The organism is Rathayibacter sp. AY1H2 (assembly GCF_002931985.1).
Lineage (GTDB): Bacteria > Actinomycetota > Actinomycetes > Actinomycetales > Microbacteriaceae > Rathayibacter.
This window is the reverse complement of sequence record NZ_PSUV01000005.1, coordinates 19,525-36,690: the sequence shown is the minus strand read 5'-3', so window position 1 is coordinate 36,690 and position 17,166 is coordinate 19,525. Positions and strand designations below refer to the sequence as shown.

Below are 17,166 nucleotides of genomic sequence, written 5' to 3'. Positions count from 1 at the left end.
CGATCGACGCTAGCGGGAGCCGCCGACACCGCCGCGCCGGAGCGACGCATCGCGTAACAGAGCGGCCCCGCAGTGCAGAGCGACCGTGCGCGACAGAGCGGTCGAGCGGATCGGAGCGCCGATCAGAGCGCCAGCTGCACCGCGGCCAGTCCCATCGCCGCGATCGCCGCCCACGACACCAGGGCGACGAGGAGAGCACGCCACCCCGTCGTCACGAGCGCGCGCACCCGGACGGCGCTGCCGAGCGCGAAGAGGGCCGCGGCGAGGAGCCAGGTCTGCGCGGTGTCGGCGGCGGCGAGCAGTCCCTCCGGCAGGGGGAGGAGCGTGCGCAGCAGCACCGCGGCGAGGAACCCGACCACGAACAGCGGCACGATCGCCGGGCGCGTCCCGCCGGTCCCGCCTCGGCGCCTCGTGACCGCCGCCGCCACCGCGACCATCGGCGCCAGCATGACCACTCGGGTGAGCTTCACCACGACCGCCACGGCCAGCGCCGACGCTCCGGCCACCTGGGCCGTCGCCACGACCTGGCCCACGTCGTGGACCGAGGCGCCGACCCAGTGCCCGAACTGCACGTCGGAGAGCCCGAGCGGCTGCTGCAGGGCGGGGAGCACTGCGATCGCGAGCGTGCCGCAGAGCGTCACCAGCGCGACCGGCGTCGCCTGCTCCTGCTCCTTCGCCCGGGTCGCTCCGGCCATCGCGCCGATCGCCGAGGCCCCGCAGATCGAGAAGCCCGCCGCGAGCAGCAGCGGCTCCTGCCCGGGCAGCCGGAGCGCCCGGCCCAGCGCCCAGGTCAGGCCGAAGGTGGCCAGGACGATCCCGACGACGACCAGGATCGCGCCCCAGCCCAGCGCAGCGATGTCGATCAGAGAGAGCTTCAGCCCGAGCAGGACGATGCCGGCGCGCATCAGCGAGCGGGACGAGAACTTCAGGCCCGGCGCCAGCGCCCCGCTCAGCAGGGGGCGCGCCGCGGGCAGCTGCGCCACGAGGATCCCGAGCGCGACCGCCGCGGTCAGCATCGGCACTGCCGGCACCGTCGCGTGCAGCAGGGCCGCGATCACCGCCGCGACGGCGCAGGCCGCGACTCCCGGGCCCAGCCGCCGGATCATACCCACGAGGGCAGCCACATGTGGGCCTGCCAGAAGGTGAAGGACGTCTGCGCGCCGATCCAGAGCGGCAGGAAGTAGGCCGTCAGCGCGGCCGCCGCCACCGCGAAGACGAGCACCACGAGGACGCCCCGGGTGCGCCGCCTCCGCTCGTCGCCCGGACTCCCGATCACGATCCCGGCCGTCAGCGCCAGCGCCAGCATCATGTAGGGCTCGAAGACGACGCAGTAGAACTGGAACACCGTGCGGTCGAGGTAGAGCAGCCACGGCAGGTAGCCCGCGACGATCCCCATCAGCACGAAGCCGGCGCGCCACTCCCGGTACCGCGCGAGCCGGTAGAGGAGGTACACCAGCGCCAGGACTCCGGCGTACCAGATGAGCGGATTGGCGACCGAGGTGATCGCCTCGTCGCAGCGTGCGGCGGTGCAGCCGTCGACGCCCGTCGCCTGGTCGACGAAGTACATGCTGGTCGGTCGGAGCATGAGCAGCCAGGTGAGCGGGTTCGCCTCGTAGGGGTGCGAGGCCCGCAGGTTGATCGAGTAGTCGTACATCTGCACGTGGTAGTGCCAGAGGCTCTGCGCCCAGTCCGGCACCCACGCCAGAGCCCCGGTCCAGGCGTTGCCGGGGGCCTCCGACGCCCACTGCCGGGCCCATCCGCCGGAGGTGCGCAGCCAGCCCGTCCAGGTGACGAGGTAGGCGATCAGGGCGATCGGCACGACCAGGAGGAAGGTGACCGGACCCTGCTTGAGGATCGCGCCGCTGCCCCAGAACGGCACGCCCGCGCGGCGCCGCATCAGCGCGTCGACGACCACCGCGTACACGCCGTACGCCGCGAGGAAGTAGACGCCCGTCCACTTCACGCCCGCGGCCAGGCCGAAGAGCACGCCGGCCGCGAGCAGCCAGGGCCGCCACCACAGGACCGGCCCCCAGCTCGGCAGCGCTCCCGCCGCCACCTTCCGCGCCAGCTGCAGCTCGGCCCAGCGCCGGTCCAGCAGCACCCCCGCGACCCCGCAGAGCGCGACGAACATCAGGATCCCGTCCAGGAGCGACACCCGCGACATCACGATCGCGTGGCCGTCGAGCGCGAGCATCAGCCCCGCGAAGGAGGAGAGGAGGGTGGAGCGGAACAGGAGGCGGCCGATCACGATCACCAGCGCGACGGCGAGGATCCCCACGACGGCGGTCGCGACGCGCCAGCCGACGCTGTCGTCCGCGCCGAACACGCCCATCCCGAGCCCGATGATCCACTTGCCCAGCGGCGGATGCACCACGAAGGACGGCGCCCCCGTGAAGGTGTCCACGTCGCCGGCCGCGAAGCCGGGGTCCGGGTTCTCGGGCCAGGCGCCCTCGAACCCGAGGTTCCAGAGGGTCCAGGCGTCCTTCACGTAGAAGGTCTCGTCGAACACGAGCGAGCGCGGGTGGCCGAGGTTCCACAGCCGCAGCACCGCGGCCAGGGCGACCACCAGCAGCGGCAGTCCGAGCTCGTACAGCCGGCGGCGCGCGGGGGAGGCGACGAGCCGGGCGTGCAGGTCGTCGAACCAGGAGCCGCGCGGCACGTCCGGGAGCGGGGTGCGCTCCCGCGGTGCGGACGCCTCGGCGGGCTCCACCGGGACCGAGCGCGCCGATCCCGCCGCGTCCAGGAGCAGGTCGTCGAAGTCGCGCTGCGGTCGGTCCGTCACCCGGCCATGCTAACGGGGCGCCTCCTCCCGGGACGGCGGCGATCCGCGGCGGGAGGCCCCGGACCCGGCCTGGGAGACTGGCGGCATGATCATCCTCGCCGGCACTCCCATCGGAAACCTCGGCGACGCCTCCCGCCGGCTCGTGGAGGCGCTGGGCTCCGCCCGCCACGTCGCCGCCGAGGACACGCGCGTGACCATCCAGCTGATGCGCGCCCTGGGCGTCGAGAACCGGCCCGCCCTCTACGCCCTGCACGACCACAACGAGCGCGAGCGCGCCGCCGAGCTGGTGGAGCTGGCCCGCGAGGAGGACCTGCTCGTGCTGAGCGACGCGGGCATGCCCACGGTCTCGGACCCGGGCTACCACCTGGTCGAGGCGGCGGTGGCGGCGGGAGTCGCGGTCACCGCGCTGCCCGGTCCCTCGGCGGTGCTCATGGCGCTCGCCGTGTCCGGGCTCCCGACGGACCGCTTCAGCTTCGAGGGGTTCCTGCCCCGCCGGCACGGCGAGCGGGTCTCGACCTTCCGGGCGCTCGTCGACGAGCGGCGCACCATGGTCTTCTTCGAGTCCCCGCACCGGATCGGCGACGCGCTCGCCGACCTGGTCGAGGCGATGGGCCCGGAGCGGCGCGTCGTCGTCTGCCGCGAGCTCACCAAGATGTTCGAGGAGGTCCGGCGCGGCACGGCGGCCGAGCTGGCCGAGTGGGCGGCCGACGGCCTGCGCGGCGAGATCTGCCTGGTCGTCGAGGGAGCCCCCGCGAGGGAGGCGTCGCTCGAGGACGCGCTGGCCGACGTGCTGGCCCGCGTCGAGGCCGGATCGCGGCTCAAGGAGGCGTCGGCCGAGGTCGCCGAGATCACGGGGCTCTCGCGCCGCGCTCTCTACGAGGCGGCGCTCGCCTCCCGCCGCGGCTGAGAGCTCCCTCCCAGACGGCGCCCGCGGCCGGTCGTCCACGGCCTCCGTCACACGCCGGGAGCGGTGCCGCGCGGTGAATAGGATGGTCGCCATGTCCGACGGCGCCTCCTTCTACCTCACGACCCCGATCTTCTACGTGAACGACGTCCCGCACATCGGGCACGCGTACACCGAGGTCGCCGCCGACGTGCTCACCCGCTGGCACCGCCAGGCGGGCGACGACACCTGGCTGCTGACCGGCACCGACGAGCACGGCCAGAAGATCCTCCGCACCGCCACCGCCAACGGCACGACCCCCCAGGAGTGGGCCGACCGCCTCGTGAGGACCGCCTGGCAGCCGCTGCTCGAGACCATCGACATCGCCAACGACGACTTCATCCGCACCACGGACGCGCGGCACGAGGTCAACGTCCAGAAGTTCCTGCAGAAGCTGTACGACGAGGACGCGATCTACACCGGCGAGTACGAGGGCTACTACTGCGTGGGCTGCGAGGAGTACAAGCAGCTGTCCGACCTCGAGGAGGGCACCGGCGACTACGCCGGCCAGCACGTCTGCAAGATCCACTCGAAGCCGGTCGAGCTGCTGAAGGAGAAGAACTACTTCTTCAAGATGAGCGAGTACACCGAGCGGCTGCTCGCGCTCTACGAGGAGCGTCCCGACTTCGTCCAGCCCGAGTCGGCGCGCAACGAGGTCGTCAGCTTCGTCCGCCAGGGCCTGGCCGACCTGTCGATCTCGCGCTCCAGCTTCGACTGGGGAGTGAAGGTCCCGTGGGACGACTCGCACGTGGTGTACGTCTGGTTCGACGCGCTGCTCAACTACATCACCGCGGTCGGCTACGGCCAGGACGAGGCGGAGTTCGAGCGCCGCTGGCCCGCGACCCACATCGTCGGCAAGGACATCCTGCGCTTCCACGCGGTGATCTGGCCCGCCATGCTCATGGCCGCGGGCCTCGAGGTCCCCCGGCAGGTGTTCGGCCACGGCTGGCTGCTGGTCGGCGGCGAGAAGATGTCGAAGTCGAAGCTCACCGGCATCGCGCCCGAGCAGATCACCGACACCTTCGGCTCCGACGCCTTCCGCTACTACTTCCTCCGGGCCATCACCTTCGGCCAGGACGGCTCGTTCTCATGGGAGGACCTGTCGGCGCGCTACCAGTCCGAGCTCGCGAACGGCTTCGGCAACCTCGCCTCGCGGGTCGTCGCGATGCTGCACCGCTACTACGACGGCGTCGTGCCTGCGCCGGGCGAGCCGATTGAGGCGGAGGAGCGCGTGCAGCGCATCGTCGCCGAGGCCGCCGCGTCGGCCGACCGGTCGATCGACGCGCTCGCGATCCACGACGCGATCACCGCCGTGTGGAGCATCGTCGAGGAGCTCAACGGCTACATCACCGAGCAGGAGCCGTGGGCACTCGCCAAGCGCGAGGAGCGCGAGCGCCTCGGCACGGTGCTCTACACCGCGACGGAGGGGCTCCGCGCCCTGGCCGTGCTGCTCTCGCCGGTCGTGCCGCGCGCGACGGCGTCCCTCTGGGAGGCGCTCGGCGTGACGGAGTCGCTCGGCGCCCTCACCGCGCAGCCGATCCGCGAGGCGGGCCGGTGGGGGGTCCTCCCCGTCGGCACGACCGTCGGGACGCTCGCCGCGCTCTTCCCGCGCATCGAGGCTCCCGCGTCCTGACGGCCGCGCCTCGACCCATGGACCGAGCAGTCGCGCGGCCTGGAGTCGCCGACGGAGGATCCGCAGGGGAGTGCACGATGACCGCGATCCGAACGCGAGGGGCCGGGTGCGAGCGGTCCTCCGCTCCGGGGACGGCGGGGCGCTGATGACGCGCGAGGTCCTCGACGCTCTCGAGCAGGCGGCCGAGCTCACCCGGCGCCACGTCGGGCACCCCGAGCGCGCCGCCGCGCTCGCCCTGCGCCTGCACCGGGTGACCGCTCCGACCGAGCTCGTCTACACCCGGTTCCCGCCGACCCTCAGCCTGGTGCTGGCCGGCCGGAAGCGCTCGGTGGTCGGCGACTCCGACGAGCGGTGGGGCGCCGGCCGCTTCCTGATCACCCCCGTCGATCTGCCGGTGGTGGCGGCCGTCGTGGAGACCGGCGACCGCGGCGACTTCCTGTCGGCCAACTGGCGTCTCGACCCGCTCGTGGTGGCCGAGATCGCGGCGCTCGCCCCCCGGACGGCCCCGCGGGCTCCCGCCCCGCGGATCGGCACGGTCACGGAGGAGATGGCCGACTCGCTGCGCCGACTCTTCCGTCTGCTCGACGCCCCCGCCGACATCCCGGTGCTCGCCCCCGCGATCACGCGCGAGCTCGTGCTGAGGCTGCTGCAGACGGACCAGGCGCCCCGGCTGCTGGCCGCGTCCAGCACCGTCCGCTCGGAGGCCGTCTCCCGTGCGGTCGAGGCGATGAGCGCGTCGCTCTCGCGCGGCTGGACCCTCGGCGCGCTCGCCGCGGAGGCGGGCACCAGCGTGCCCACGCTCACCCGCCGCTTCCGCGAGCTGACCGGGATGTCGCCGTTGGGCTACCTGCGGCGGCTCCGCCTGGGGGAGGCCAGGAGGCTGCTCCTGGTCCGGGGCGACACCGCCGCGCAGGCCGCGGCCGCGGTCGGCTACGCGAGCGCGTCGCACTTCGGGCGCGACTACCGCCGCGCCTACGAGACGACCCCCGCGGCCGACGCTGCGCTCCACCCCGGGCCGCTCGTCCAGATCCACTGAGCGGCGGGCGCTGTCGCGGGGACTCCGAGCGGCGTGTACCGCGGCGTCAGACGCGGGCGCCGACGATGCCTCCGTCGACGTCGAGCGTCGTGCCGTGGACGTACGAGGCCTCGTCCGAGACGAGCCAGCGCACGGCCAGGGCGATCTCGTCCGGACGTCCGGGCCGGCCGGCGGGGGCGGACGCGGTCATCTGCTCCAGGATCGCCGCGGCGTGCTCGTTGCCGGGCGTGAGGGTCGCGCCGGGCGCGACGGCGACGACGCGCACGCCGCTCGGGCCGTACTCGGCCGCCCACGCCCGCGTGAGGTGCTCCAGCGCCGCCTTGGTCGCGGGGTAGAGCGCGGTTCCCGGCGTTCCCACCCGTCCCATCCACGAGGTGATGTTGACGACCACTCCGCTCCCGCGCTCGGCCATGGCCGGGGCGATCGCCGCGACGAGCTGGTGCGGCACGCGGATGTTCGTGGTGAGGAGGGACTCGACATCGGCGTCGCTGAGGTCGGCGGTCGGCCCCACCGGGAACACTCCGGCGTTGTTGACGAGGACGTCGATCCGCCCGTCGAGGAGGGTCAGCGCCCGCTCGGCGACGGCGCGGGTCTCCTCCGGCGTGCCCGCGAGGTCGGCGACGAGCGCGGAGGCGGTGCCCCCGTCGGCGCGGATGCCGCGGACGACGGACCCGACCCGCTCGGGGTCGCGTCCGTGCACGAGGACGTGAGCGCCGGCCCCGGCGAGCCGGCGGGCGATGGCTGCGCCGATCCCGCTCGAGGATCCGGTGACGAGGGCGTGGCGCCCGGCGAGGGAGCCGGGTGCGGAGTGGGCGAGGAGCTCGGTGTCTGTCATGGCTCCAGCCTCCCGGCGGCGCGGGAGGCGGGCTGTCCCGATCCGATCGGGTGCTGACCCGATCCGCTCAGGGCGCCTCAGCGGCCGCCTCTCGGCCCTCGTCCACCCGGGACTCCGGTCCGCGCGAGCCCTCCCGGTAGCCTGGAGCGCATGACCGACAGCCAGCACGTCCGCTCCCGCGAGGCCTCGTCCGGCCGCGACCTGACGTACCCGCCGCTGCCCGAGGCGCTCGTCGTCCCCGTCTACGACAACCACACGCACCTCGAGATCGCCGACGGCCTCGAGCCGCTCGACCACCGCGAGCAGCTCGACCGGGCCTCCACCGTCGGGGTCCGCGGCGTCGTCCAGGTCGGCACGGACGTCGAGACGAGCCGCTGGTCGGCCGAGCAGGCGGCGAGCGAGCCGCGCATGCTGGCCGCCGTCGCGATCCACCCCAACGAGGCGCCCGAGCTGGAGCAGCGCGGCGAGCTCGACGCCGCCCTCGCCGTGATCGCCGAGCTGGCGGAGCAGCCGCGGGTGCGCGCCATCGGCGAGACCGGGCTCGACTTCTTCCGCACCGGCGAGAGCGGCCGCGCCGCGCAGTTCCGCTCCTTCGAGGAGCACATCCGCATCGCGAAGGAGCACGACCTCGCGCTGCAGATCCACGACCGCGACGCGCACCGCGAGGTCATCGAGACCCTGCGCCGCGTCGGCGCCCCCGAGCGCACCGTCTTCCACTGCTTCTCCGGGGACGCGGAGATGGCGCGGATGTGCACGGACGAGGGCTGGTACCTCTCCTTCGCTGGCACCGTGACGTTCAAGAACGCCGAGCCGCTGCGGGAGGCGCTCGTCGCGACCCCGCGGCACCTCATCCTGGTCGAGACCGACGCGCCCTACCTCACTCCGTCGCCCTTCCGGGGCCGCCCGAACGCGCCCTACCTCCTCCCGCACACCCTGCGCTCGATGGCCGCGACCCTCGAGACCGACGTCGGCCACCTGGCCGCGACGATCGCCTCGAACACGGAGGCCGTGTACGGCGAGTGGGGCGGCGAGGTCGGCTCCGAGCCGACGGAGCCGGTCGGACCCCTCGCATGAGCGGCCGCCACGCCGCCGAGCCGACGGCCGCCGCGATCCCGCGCCTGCTGGGCCCGGCCGAGATCCGCGACCTCGCCGGCTTGCTCGACGTCACGCCGACCAAGAAGCTCGGCCAGAACTTCGTGCACGACGCCAACACGGTCCGCCGCATCGTCAAGCTCGCTCGGGTGCGCCCGGGGGAGACCGTCGTCGAGATCGGCCCCGGCCTCGGATCGTTGACCCTCGGCCTGCTCGAGGCGGGCGCGCAGGTCGTGGCCGTCGAGATCGACGGGCGCCTCGCCGAGCAGCTGCCGCGCACCGTCGAGCTGATGGCGCCGGGCGCCGATCTCGCGGTCGTGCACGCCGACGCGATGAAGGTGCTCGACCTGCCGGGGGATCCGGTCCGGCTCGTCGCCAACCTCCCGTACAACATCTCGGTGCCGGTGCTCCTGCACTTCCTCGAGCACTTCGCCAGCATCCGGTCCGGAGTGGTGATGGTGCAGTCCGAGGTCGGGCACCGGCTCGCCGCCGGTCCCGGCTCCAAGGTCTACGGCGGCCCGAGCGTCAAGGCGGCGTGGTTCGGCTCCTGGACGACGGGCGGCGCGGTCTCGCGTCAGATCTTCTGGCCGGTGCCGAACGTCGACAGCGTGCTCGTCGCGTTCGACCGCGGCGAGGAGCCGGGCGACGAGACCCTGCGCCGCGCCGTCTTCGCGGTCGTCGACGCGGCGTTCGCGCAGCGGAGGAAGATGCTCCGCCAGTCGCTCGCGACCCTCTTCGGCGACAGCGCCGCGGCGATCGTCGCGCTCGAGCGGGCCGGCGTCCCGCAGACCGCGCGCGGCGAGGAGCTGGACGTCGCCGCCTTCGTCCGCCTGGGCCGCGAGCTCGATCCGGCGCGGGTCCCCGTGCGCGGCGCGGCGGTGCCCGACGGGTCGCCGGCGGAGACCGACGGGGACGACACGGACGGCGACGGGGAGCCCGCCCCGGGTGCGGACGAGGGCGCCTCCGCCACCCTGTAGCGTGGATGCATGGCCCACCGCGCGACGTCGAACCGGGTCCACGCGCGGGCGCCCGGCAAGATCAACGTGTTCCTCAAGGTCGGCGCCGTGCGCGACGACGGGTACCACGAGCTGGCCACCGCGTTCCAGTCGCTCTCGCTCTACGAGGACGTGTTCGCGGAGGAGGCGGCCGACTTCTCGGTCTCCTTCTCGGGCTCGATCGACACCTCCCGCCTGGCCGTCGACGGCTCCAACCTCGCGATCAAGGCGGCTCGGGCGCTCGCCCGGGCGACCGGCTACCGCGGCGGCGTGCACCTCGAGATCGAGAAGAACGTCCCCATCGCCGGCGGCATGGGCGGCGGCTCGGCCGACGCGGCCGCGACCCTGCTCGCCTGCGACGCGCTCTGGGGTACGGCGTGCACGAGGGAGCAGCTGCTCGGCATCGCCGCGAGCCTCGGCGCCGACGTCCCCTTCTCCTTCACCGGCGGCACCGCGATCGGGGTCGGCCGAGGCGACGAGCTGAGCCCGGCGCTCGCCAAGGGCCGCTTCGAGTGGGTGCTGGTCCTCTCGGAGGAGGGCCTGTCGACCCCCGAGGTCTACAGCGAGCTCGACCGGCACCGCGAGCGCCACCTGCACGACTTCCGCCCGATCTCGGCGACCCCCGCCATCGATCCCAACGTGCTGCAGGCCCTCCGCGCCGGCGACGCCGCCATGCTCGCCGACGCGATGCACAACGACCTCCAGGCGCCGGCGCTGCACCTGCAGCCCGGGCTCGCCCGCATCCTCGAGCTCGGCGAGGGCCGCGGGGCGCTCGGCGGCCTCGTCTCGGGGTCCGGCCCGACCGTCGCGTTCCTCGCTCCGGACGCCGATGCGGCGGCCGACCTGCAGCGCGAGCTGAGCTCCGCGCGGCTGAGCGCCGTGCGGGTGTCCGGCCCGGTCCACGGGGCTCGCCTGCTCTCGACCTAGTCGCGGAGGCGGTGCCTCCGGAGCGGGGCTCGCGAGCCTCGCGCCCGGCGCCCTCCACAGACGGTCCGCAGAGAAGTTCCGACCTCGTGGCTTAGAGTGCCGCTCATGTCCCGCCGAGCCACCCTCTTCGCGATCCTCTCCGGGATCGTGGCCGCCGTCGTCGCCCTCGCGGCCGCCGAGGTCGTCGCGGTCTTCACCGGAGCGGGCGGCAGTCCGCTGGTCGCGGTCGGCGGCTTCGTCATCGACATCGTGCCCCCGGGCGTGAAGGACACGGTCATCGCGCTCTTCGGCACCGGCGACAAGCTCGTGCTGCTGGTCTCGATCGGCCTCGCGATCGCGCTGCTGGCCGTCGGCGCGGGAGTCCTCGAGTACCGCCGCCCGCCGTTCGGCGTGCTGCTGCTGGCCGTCGTCGCGGGCGCCGGTGCGCTCGCCGCCGTCAGCCGCGAGGGCGCGTCCGGGATCGACGCGGCGCCGAGCGTCGTGGGCATGGTGGCCGGTGCCGCGGTGCTCCGCTCGGCCTCCGTCCGCCTCCGCGGCTGGCAGGAGGAGCGCGAGAGCGACTCCCCGGACCGCCGGTCGTTCCTCCGCCTGGTCGGGATCGCCGGAGTCGCCGCGGTCGCCGCCGGCATCGGCGCCCGCTTCCTCACGTCCGCCTCCGCCGCCGTCACCGCCGTGCGCGAGGCCGTGTCCCTGCCGGCTCCCGCCTCGGCCGCCGCGCCCGTCCCGGCCGGCGCCGTGCTCGACGACATCGACGGCATCAGCTCCTACGTCACTTCCAACGCCTCGTTCTACCGGATCGACACCGCGCTCTCGGTGCCGTCGGTCGAGCCCGCCGACTGGTCGCTCAAGATCACCGGCATGGTGGAGGAGGAGATCGAGATCACCTGGGACGAGCTGCTCGCACTGCCGCTCGAGGAGCACCTGGTCACCCTGTCGTGCGTGTCCAACGAGGTCGGCGGCGACCTGATCGGCACCGCCCTCTGGCTGGGCTACCCGATCCGCGAGCTGCTGGCCCGGGCCCGGCCGACCGCCGGCGCCGACATGGTGCTCTCGCGGAGCATCGACGGCTTCACCGCCTCCAGCCCGCTCGACGTGCTGCAGGACGAGGACCGCGCGAGCCTGCTCGCCGTCGGGATGAACGGCGAGCCGCTCCCGGTCGAGCACGGCTTCCCCGTCCGGATGGTCGTCCCCGGCCTGTACGGCTACGTCTCGGCGACGAAGTGGGTCGTCGAGCTGAAGGTCACGACCTTCGCGGAGGACCTGGCGTACTGGTCGACGCGCGGCTGGACCGAGCGCGGTCCGATCAAGATCGAGTCGCGGATCGATGTGCCGCGCCAGGGCCAGCCCGTCGAGGCGGGGACGGTCGCCGTGGCGGGAGTCGCCTGGGCGCCGCACACCGGCATCGCGAAGGTGGAGGTGCAGATCGACGGCGGCGCCTGGCAGGAGGCGCGCCTCGCCGAGCAGGTCACCGCGGACACGTGGATCCAGTGGGTCCTCGAGTGGGACGCGACGGTCGGCGACCACGTCGTGACCGTGCGCGCCACCGACGCGGACGGCACGGTGCAGACCACGGTCGAGCGCCCGCCCGCTCCCGACGGTGCCACTGGTCTGCACCGCCGCTCGGTGTCCGTCTCGGAGCCGGCACCCGCGGGCTGAGGTCCGGGGGCCGCCACCCGGCAGTGCTGCGACAGCCCCGCGGCGGACCGCTCAGGCGGCACCGCCTAGGCTGGATCCCTATGGCACATCTGCTGGGCGCCGAGGCGCTGCGACTCGAGTACCCCACACGCGTGATCTTCGACGACGTCTCCCTGGGGATCGAGGAGGGCGACCGCATCGGGATCGTCGGACGCAACGGCGACGGCAAGTCGACCCTCCTGCGCCTGCTCGCGCAGCGCATCGAGCCCGACAGCGGCCGCGTCACGCACCGCCGCGGCGTCACGCTCGGGATGCTCGACCAGGCCGACACGGTCGACGAGGACCTCACCGTCGCCCAGGCCGTCGTCGGCGGGCTCCAGGAGCACGAGTGGGCCGGAGACGCGCGCACCCGCGACGTGATCGCCGGCCTGCTGCGCGACGTCCCCTGGGACGGCGTGGTCGGCTCCCTCTCGGGCGGCCAGCGGCGCCGGGTCGCCCTCGCGAAGCTGCTCGTCGGCGACTGGGACGTCGTCTTCCTCGACGAGCCCACCAACCACCTCGACGTCGAGGGCATCGCCTGGCTCGCCGAGCACCTCAAGCGCCGCTGGGCGGCGTCGTCGGGCGGGCTCGCGGTCGTCACCCACGACCGGTGGTTCCTCGACGAGATCTGCACCGCCACCTGGGAGGTGCACGACCGCCTCGTCGAGCCGTTCGAGGGCGGGTACGCGGCGTACATCCTGCAGCGCGTGGAGCGCGACCGGATGGCGTCGACCATGGAGGCCAAGCGACAGAACCTGATGAAGAAGGAGCTCGCCTGGCTCCGGCGCGGCGCCCCCGCCCGCACGGCCAAGCCCAAGTTCCGGATCGACGCCGCGAACCAGCTGATCGAGGACGAGCCCCCGGTCCGCGACTCGGTCTCGCTCTCGCAGCTCGCCGTCTCGCGCCTGGGCAAGGACGTCGTCGACCTGCTCGACGTCACCGTCCGCTACGGCGAGCGGACCGTCCTCAACCGCATCGAGTGGCGGATCGCGCCCGGCGAGCGCACCGGCATCCTCGGCGTGAACGGCGCCGGCAAGTCGACCCTCCTCGGCCTGGTCGCGGGCAGCGTGGAGCCGACGAGCGGCCGGGTGAAGCGCGGCACCACCGTGCGCGTCGCGATCCTCGACCAGCAGCTGCGCGAGCTGACCGGTGTCCAGCACCGGCCCGTCCGCGAGATCATCGCGGAGCAGCGCACCAGCTACTCCATCGGCGGCAAGGAGATGACCCCGGGCCAGCTGCTCGAGCGGCTCGGCTTCTCGAGCGCGCAGCTCTCGACGCCGGTGAAGGACCTCTCGGGCGGTCAGCGCCGGAGGCTCCAGCTCCTGCTCATCCTGCTCAGCGAGCCCAACGTGCTGATCCTCGACGAGCCGACCAACGACCTCGACACCGACATGCTCGCCGCGATCGAGGACCTGCTCGACTCCTGGCCGGGCACCCTCCTCGTCGTCTCGCACGACCGGTACCTGCTCGAGCGCGTCACCGACCAGCAGTACGCCGTGATGGACGGCGCGTTCCGCCACCTGCCCGGCGGCGTCGAGCAGTACCTCGACCTGCGCCGCGCGCTCGAGAAGGGCGCGCCCGCGGCGGCCTCGTCGGGCTCCTCCTCCGGCGCGCCGGCGTCGAGCGGACTCGCGGGGGCCGAGCGCCGCACCGCGGAGAAGGAGCTGTCGGCGATCGACCGGCGCCTGCACAAGCTCACGCAGCTGACGAAGACCGTGCACGAGAAGATGGCGACGCACGACCAGGACGACTACGACGGGATCCTCGCGCTCAACGCCTCGCTCCGCGCCTACGAGGACGAGGCGGCAGAGCTCGAGATGCGCTGGCTGGAGCTCTCGGAGCAGCTCGAGGGCTGACGCCGCTTTTCTCCGCGGCACCGGCAGCTGTCCCGTACCGCGTGGGCGGGCCGCCGTCGCGGGCCCGGGGCGACCGGCTCAGCCGAAGTCGAGGGAGAGCTTTCTGAGGAGCTGCGCCAGCCGCTCCTGCTGCGCGTGGGTGAGCGCGCCGAGCAGCTCCTGCTCCGCGTCGACCAGGCGGGTGATCGCCGCGTCGACCCGGGCGAGCCCCGACGGCGTCATCTGCACCAGCACGCCGCGCCCGTCGTTCGGGTCGTCGAGGCGCTCGACCAGGTCGCGCTCGACCAGCCGGTCGATGCGGTTGGTCATGGTGCCGCTGGTGACCATGGTCGCCTGGAGGAGCTGCTTGGGGCTCATCCGGTACGGCGCGCCCGCGCGCCGCAGGGCCGAGAGCACGTCGAACTCCCACGTCTCGAGCTCCGACCGGCCGAAGGCGCTGCCGCGCGCGCGCTCGAGCTGCTTGGCCAGCCGGCGCATCCGCGAGAAGACCTGGAGCGGCGTGAAATCGAGATCGGGCCGCTCCCGGACCCAGGCGTCGACGATCCCGTCGACCTCGTCATTCGCACTCACCCGTCCATTGTGGCGGCTGCGCGGCTCGGGCGACGCCGGGAGGCGGACGGGCCCGGGAGGCGGACGGGCCGGGAGGCGGACGGGCCGGGAGGCGGGGGCCTCCCGGGCCGCCGTCGCCCGCCCGAGCGGCGGCCGCCCGCGCCCGAGGCGGGGCCGGGGGCGCGGGGATGGCAGGATGGACGGCGCGCGATCGCGCGGTCCGCCATGGTGTAACGGCAGCACGGCAGCCTTTGGAGCTGTCCGGTCCAGGTTCGAATCCTGGTGGCGGAGCGGCACCAGGACGGTGCGCTCACGGAGGAGAACGCGAAGAACATGGCAGACAGCACGCTCGCCGTCGTGATCCTGGCGGCAGGCCAGGGCACCCGCATGAAGTCCCGCACCCCGAAGGTCCTGCACCGCCTCGCCGGGAGGCCGCTGCTCGGGCACGTGCTCGACACGGCCGCCTCGCTCGACGCGGCGCACGTCGTCACCGTGGTGCGCCACGAGCGCGACCGGGTCGCCGAGGCCGTCCTCGAGCACACCCCCTCCGCGCTGGTGGTGGACCAGGACGAGACGCCCGGCACCGGCCGCGCGGTCGAGCAGGGCCTCGCGGCGCTCCCGGAGTCCTTCGCCGGCACGGTCGTCGTGCTGAGCGCCGACGTCCCGCTGCTGGACGCGCCGACCCTCCGCCGCCTGCTCGACGAGCACCTCGCCGCGGCGAACGCGCTCACCATGCTCTCCTGCGTGCTCGAGGACCCGACCGGCTTCGGCCGGATCGTCCGCGGCGGCGACGGCGCCTTCGCCTCCATCGTCGAGCAGAAGGACGCGAGCCCCGACGAGCTCGACCTCAGCGAGATCAACGCCGGCGTCTACGCCTTCGACGCCGCCGCGCTCCGCTCGGTCATCGGCGCGATCGGCACCGAGAACGCCCAGCGGGAGAAGTACCTCACCGACGCCGCCGCCGCGCTCAAGGCCGCCGGCCGCGCGATCGAGGCCGTCCCCGTGCAGGACCGCTGGCTTGTGGCCGGGATCAACGACCGCGCCCAGCTCGCCGACGCGGCGCTCGAGCTCAACGCGCGCATCGTGCGCCGCTGGCAGCTCGAGGGCGTCACGATCCAGGATCCGGCGACGACCTGGATCGACGTGGACGCGGTCCTCGCCCCGGACGTCGAGATCCTCCCGGGCACGCAGATCAAGGGCCCGACCGTCATCGCCACCGGTGCGGTCATCGGCCCGGACACCACGCTCGACTCCTGCGAGGTCGGCGAGGACGCGGTCGTGAAGCGCTCCGACGCGACGCTCGCCGTCATCGGCGCGAAGGCCCAGGTCGGCCCGTTCTCGTTCCTCCGCCCCGGCACCGTGCTCGGCGCCCGCGGCAAGATCGGCACCTACGTCGAGACCAAGAACGCCGTCATCGGGGAGGGATCGAAGGTCCCGCACCTCTCCTACGTCGGCGACGCGGTCATCGGCGAGGAGTCGAACATCGGCGCCGGCTCGATCTTCGCCAACTACGACGGGGTGAGCAAGGCGTCCTCCGTGGTGGGCTCGCACGTGCGTGCGGGGTCGCACAACGTCTTCGTCGCCCCCGTTAGAATCGGTGACGGAGCGTACACGGGCGCCGGCACGGTCATCCGCAAGGACATCCCCGCCGGAGCCCTCGGGATCACCGTCGCTCCGCAGCGCAACATGGCCGGGTGGGTGCAGACCCACCGTCCGGGCACCGCAGCGGCCGACGCCGCCGAGGCGGCCCTGGCGTCGGATCCCACCGGATCCGACCAGGCGCCCACCGGAGGAAGCGGAGCACAGTGACCGGCATCACCGCCAGCAACAAGAAGAGCCTGGTCCTCGTCTCGGGGAGGGCGCATCCGGCACTGGCGGAGGCGGTCGCCGCCGAGCTCGGGACCGAGCTCGTCACGACCGAGGGGCGCACCTTCGCCAACGGCGAGCTCTACGTCCGCTACGGCGAGTCGGTCCGCGGAGGCGACGTGTTCGTCCTCCAGTCGCACACGTCCCCGATCAACGAGTGGCTGATGGAGCAGCTGATCATGGTCGACGCGCTCAAGCGCGCCTCCGCCAAGCGGATCACCGTGGTCGCCCCCTTCTACCCCTACGCGCGCCAGGACAAGAAGGGCCGCGGCCGCGAGCCGATCTCGGCCCGCCTCGTCGCGGACCTCTTCAAGGCGGCGGGAGCCGACCGGATCATGTCGGTCGACCTGCACGCGGCGCAGATCCAGGGCTTCTTCGACGGCCCCGTCGACCACCTCTTCGCGATGCCGGTGCTGCTCGAGCACTTCCGCGAGAAGCTCGACCCCTCGACCCTCACCATCGTCTCGCCCGACATGGGCCGCGTCCGCGTCGCCGACATCTGGAGCGACAAGCTCGGCGTCCCGCTGGCGATCATCCACAAGCGCCGCGACCCGAAGGTCGCCAACCAGGTCTCCGTCCACGAGATCGTCGGCGAGGTGAAGGGCCGCGTCTGCCTCCTCGTCGACGACCTCATCGACACCGGGCGCACCATCGCGAAGGCGGCCGAGGCGCTGAAGAAGGCGGGCGCGATCGGCGTGGTCGTCGCGGCCACCCACGCCGTCTTCTCGGATCCGGCGGTCGAGCTCCTGAGCTCCGAGTTCATCGACTCGGTGGTCGTCACCGACACCCTGCCGCTGCCGGCGGAGAAGACGTGGGACCGCCTGACGATCCTGCCCATCGCTCCGCTGCTGGCCCGCGCCATCCACGAGGTCTTCGACGACGGCTCCGTGACGTCGATGTTCGACGGCGACGCGTAGGACCCCGCGCCCCGGGTGCGCCCTGCACAGCGCACCCGGGTCCCGCCCCGGCTCCACCGCC

14 protein-coding genes and 1 tRNA gene are annotated in these 17,166 nt (G+C 73.5%); 11 read left to right on the top strand and 4 right to left on the bottom strand.

What is annotated here, in order from left to right; genetic code table 11:
* Nucleotides 1-122 precede the first annotated feature (122 nt).
* Together C5C29_RS05635 and C5C29_RS05630 are read right to left on the bottom strand one after the other, a co-directional pair.
* Nucleotides 123-1,106 (bottom strand): YeiH family protein, encoded by a 984-nt coding sequence (locus tag C5C29_RS05635; protein ID WP_104226922.1) that lies wholly within the window; start codon nucleotides 1,104-1,106, stop codon nucleotides 123-125.
* Nucleotides 1,103-2,782, bottom strand: coding sequence for a dolichyl-phosphate-mannose--protein mannosyltransferase (locus tag C5C29_RS05630; protein ID WP_258069464.1), 1,680 nt, complete (start codon nucleotides 2,780-2,782; stop codon nucleotides 1,103-1,105). Before C5C29_RS05630 ends, C5C29_RS05635 begins: the two co-directional genes overlap by 4 nt.
* 85 nt (nucleotides 2,783-2,867) lie before the next feature.
* Between C5C29_RS05630 and rsmI the strand changes: the two genes are divergently transcribed.
* From rsmI to C5C29_RS05615, 3 genes are all read left to right on the top strand, one after another.
* A complete protein-coding gene (gene rsmI / locus C5C29_RS05625) occupies nucleotides 2,868-3,689 on the top strand; it encodes a 16S rRNA (cytidine(1402)-2'-O)-methyltransferase (RefSeq protein WP_104226923.1) in 822 nt (273 codons plus the stop codon).
* Nucleotides 3,690-3,780: 91 nt separating this feature from the next.
* Nucleotides 3,781-5,358 (top strand): methionine--tRNA ligase, encoded by a 1,578-nt coding sequence (gene metG / locus C5C29_RS05620; RefSeq protein ID WP_104308089.1) that lies wholly within the window; start codon nucleotides 3,781-3,783, stop codon nucleotides 5,356-5,358.
* Between the two features lie 70 nt (nucleotides 5,359-5,428).
* Nucleotides 5,429-6,394, top strand: a complete 966-nt coding sequence (locus C5C29_RS05615) for an AraC family transcriptional regulator (RefSeq protein WP_258059474.1) — start codon at nucleotides 5,429-5,431, stop codon at nucleotides 6,392-6,394.
* A gap of 46 nt (nucleotides 6,395-6,440) precedes the next feature.
* Here the strand turns inward: C5C29_RS05615 and C5C29_RS05610 are convergent, their stop codons facing one another.
* Nucleotides 6,441-7,229, bottom strand: coding sequence for an SDR family NAD(P)-dependent oxidoreductase (locus C5C29_RS05610; protein WP_104222330.1), 789 nt, complete (start codon nucleotides 7,227-7,229; stop codon nucleotides 6,441-6,443).
* Nucleotides 7,230-7,379: 150 nt separating this feature from the next.
* Between C5C29_RS05610 and C5C29_RS05605 the strand changes: the two genes are divergently transcribed.
* The 5 genes from C5C29_RS05605 to C5C29_RS05585 all read left to right on the top strand — a co-directional run bounded on the left by C5C29_RS05605 (nucleotide 7,380) and on the right by C5C29_RS05585 (nucleotide 13,773).
* Nucleotides 7,380-8,303, top strand: coding sequence for a TatD family hydrolase (locus C5C29_RS05605; RefSeq protein WP_104222332.1), 924 nt, complete (start codon nucleotides 7,380-7,382; stop codon nucleotides 8,301-8,303).
* On the top strand, nucleotides 8,300-9,298 hold the full coding sequence (rsmA, locus tag C5C29_RS05600; RefSeq protein WP_181065522.1) for a 16S rRNA (adenine(1518)-N(6)/adenine(1519)-N(6))-dimethyltransferase RsmA: 999 nt from the start codon (nucleotides 8,300-8,302) through the stop codon (nucleotides 9,296-9,298). Before C5C29_RS05605 ends, rsmA begins: the two co-directional genes overlap by 4 nt.
* Nucleotides 9,299-9,307: 9 nt before the next feature.
* On the top strand, nucleotides 9,308-10,243 hold the full coding sequence (locus C5C29_RS05595) for a 4-(cytidine 5'-diphospho)-2-C-methyl-D-erythritol kinase (protein WP_104222334.1): 936 nt from the start codon (nucleotides 9,308-9,310) through the stop codon (nucleotides 10,241-10,243).
* 105 nt (nucleotides 10,244-10,348) lie between these two features.
* Entirely contained in the window at nucleotides 10,349-11,899 is a 1,551-nt protein-coding gene (locus tag C5C29_RS05590; RefSeq protein ID WP_104308088.1) for a molybdopterin-dependent oxidoreductase, read from the top strand.
* A gap of 80 nt (nucleotides 11,900-11,979) precedes the next feature.
* Nucleotides 11,980-13,773, top strand: a complete 1,794-nt coding sequence (locus C5C29_RS05585; protein ID WP_104308087.1) for an ABC-F family ATP-binding cassette domain-containing protein — start codon at nucleotides 11,980-11,982, stop codon at nucleotides 13,771-13,773.
* A 78-nt stretch (nucleotides 13,774-13,851) separates the two neighbouring features.
* Here the strand turns inward: C5C29_RS05585 and C5C29_RS05580 are convergent, their stop codons facing one another.
* The gene (locus tag C5C29_RS05580) at nucleotides 13,852-14,343 is read right to left on the bottom strand and encodes a MarR family winged helix-turn-helix transcriptional regulator (protein WP_104222340.1); all 492 of its coding nucleotides are present in this window, start codon (nucleotides 14,341-14,343) and stop codon (nucleotides 13,852-13,854) included.
* 198 nt (nucleotides 14,344-14,541) lie between these two features.
* On the opposite strand from C5C29_RS05580, the gene C5C29_RS05575 reads away from it, so the two are divergent.
* From C5C29_RS05575 to C5C29_RS05565, 3 genes are all read left to right on the top strand, one after another.
* Nucleotides 14,542-14,613: transfer RNA gene (locus tag C5C29_RS05575), tRNA-Gln, on the top strand.
* A 42-nt stretch (nucleotides 14,614-14,655) separates the two neighbouring features.
* Nucleotides 14,656-16,131 (top strand): bifunctional UDP-N-acetylglucosamine diphosphorylase/glucosamine-1-phosphate N-acetyltransferase GlmU, encoded by a 1,476-nt coding sequence (gene glmU / locus C5C29_RS05570; protein ID WP_104308120.1) that lies wholly within the window; start codon nucleotides 14,656-14,658, stop codon nucleotides 16,129-16,131.
* Nucleotides 16,128-17,105 (top strand): ribose-phosphate diphosphokinase, encoded by a 978-nt coding sequence (locus C5C29_RS05565; RefSeq protein WP_104250639.1) that lies wholly within the window; start codon nucleotides 16,128-16,130, stop codon nucleotides 17,103-17,105. Before glmU ends, C5C29_RS05565 begins: the two co-directional genes overlap by 4 nt.
* Nucleotides 17,106-17,166 lie beyond the last annotated feature (61 nt).

Coding starts and splice junctions, on each gene's coding strand:
- C5C29_RS05635 (WP_104226922.1), bottom strand. CDS start 1,106: ATGATCCGGCGGCTGGGCCCGGGAGTCGCGGCCTGCGCCGTCGCGGCG.
- rsmI (WP_104226923.1), top strand. CDS start 2,868: ATGATCATCCTCGCCGGCACTCCCATCGGAAACCTCGGCGACGCCTCC.
- metG (WP_104308089.1), top strand. CDS start 3,781: ATGTCCGACGGCGCCTCCTTCTACCTCACGACCCCGATCTTCTACGTG.
- C5C29_RS05610 (WP_104222330.1), bottom strand. CDS start 7,229: ATGACAGACACCGAGCTCCTCGCCCACTCCGCACCCGGCTCCCTCGCC.
- C5C29_RS05605 (WP_104222332.1), top strand. CDS start 7,380: ATGACCGACAGCCAGCACGTCCGCTCCCGCGAGGCCTCGTCCGGCCGC.
- rsmA (WP_181065522.1), top strand. CDS start 8,300: ATGAGCGGCCGCCACGCCGCCGAGCCGACGGCCGCCGCGATCCCGCGC.
- C5C29_RS05595 (WP_104222334.1), top strand. CDS start 9,308: ATGGCCCACCGCGCGACGTCGAACCGGGTCCACGCGCGGGCGCCCGGC.
- C5C29_RS05590 (WP_104308088.1), top strand. CDS start 10,349: ATGTCCCGCCGAGCCACCCTCTTCGCGATCCTCTCCGGGATCGTGGCC.
- C5C29_RS05585 (WP_104308087.1), top strand. CDS start 11,980: ATGGCACATCTGCTGGGCGCCGAGGCGCTGCGACTCGAGTACCCCACA.
- glmU (WP_104308120.1), top strand. CDS start 14,656: ATGGCAGACAGCACGCTCGCCGTCGTGATCCTGGCGGCAGGCCAGGGC.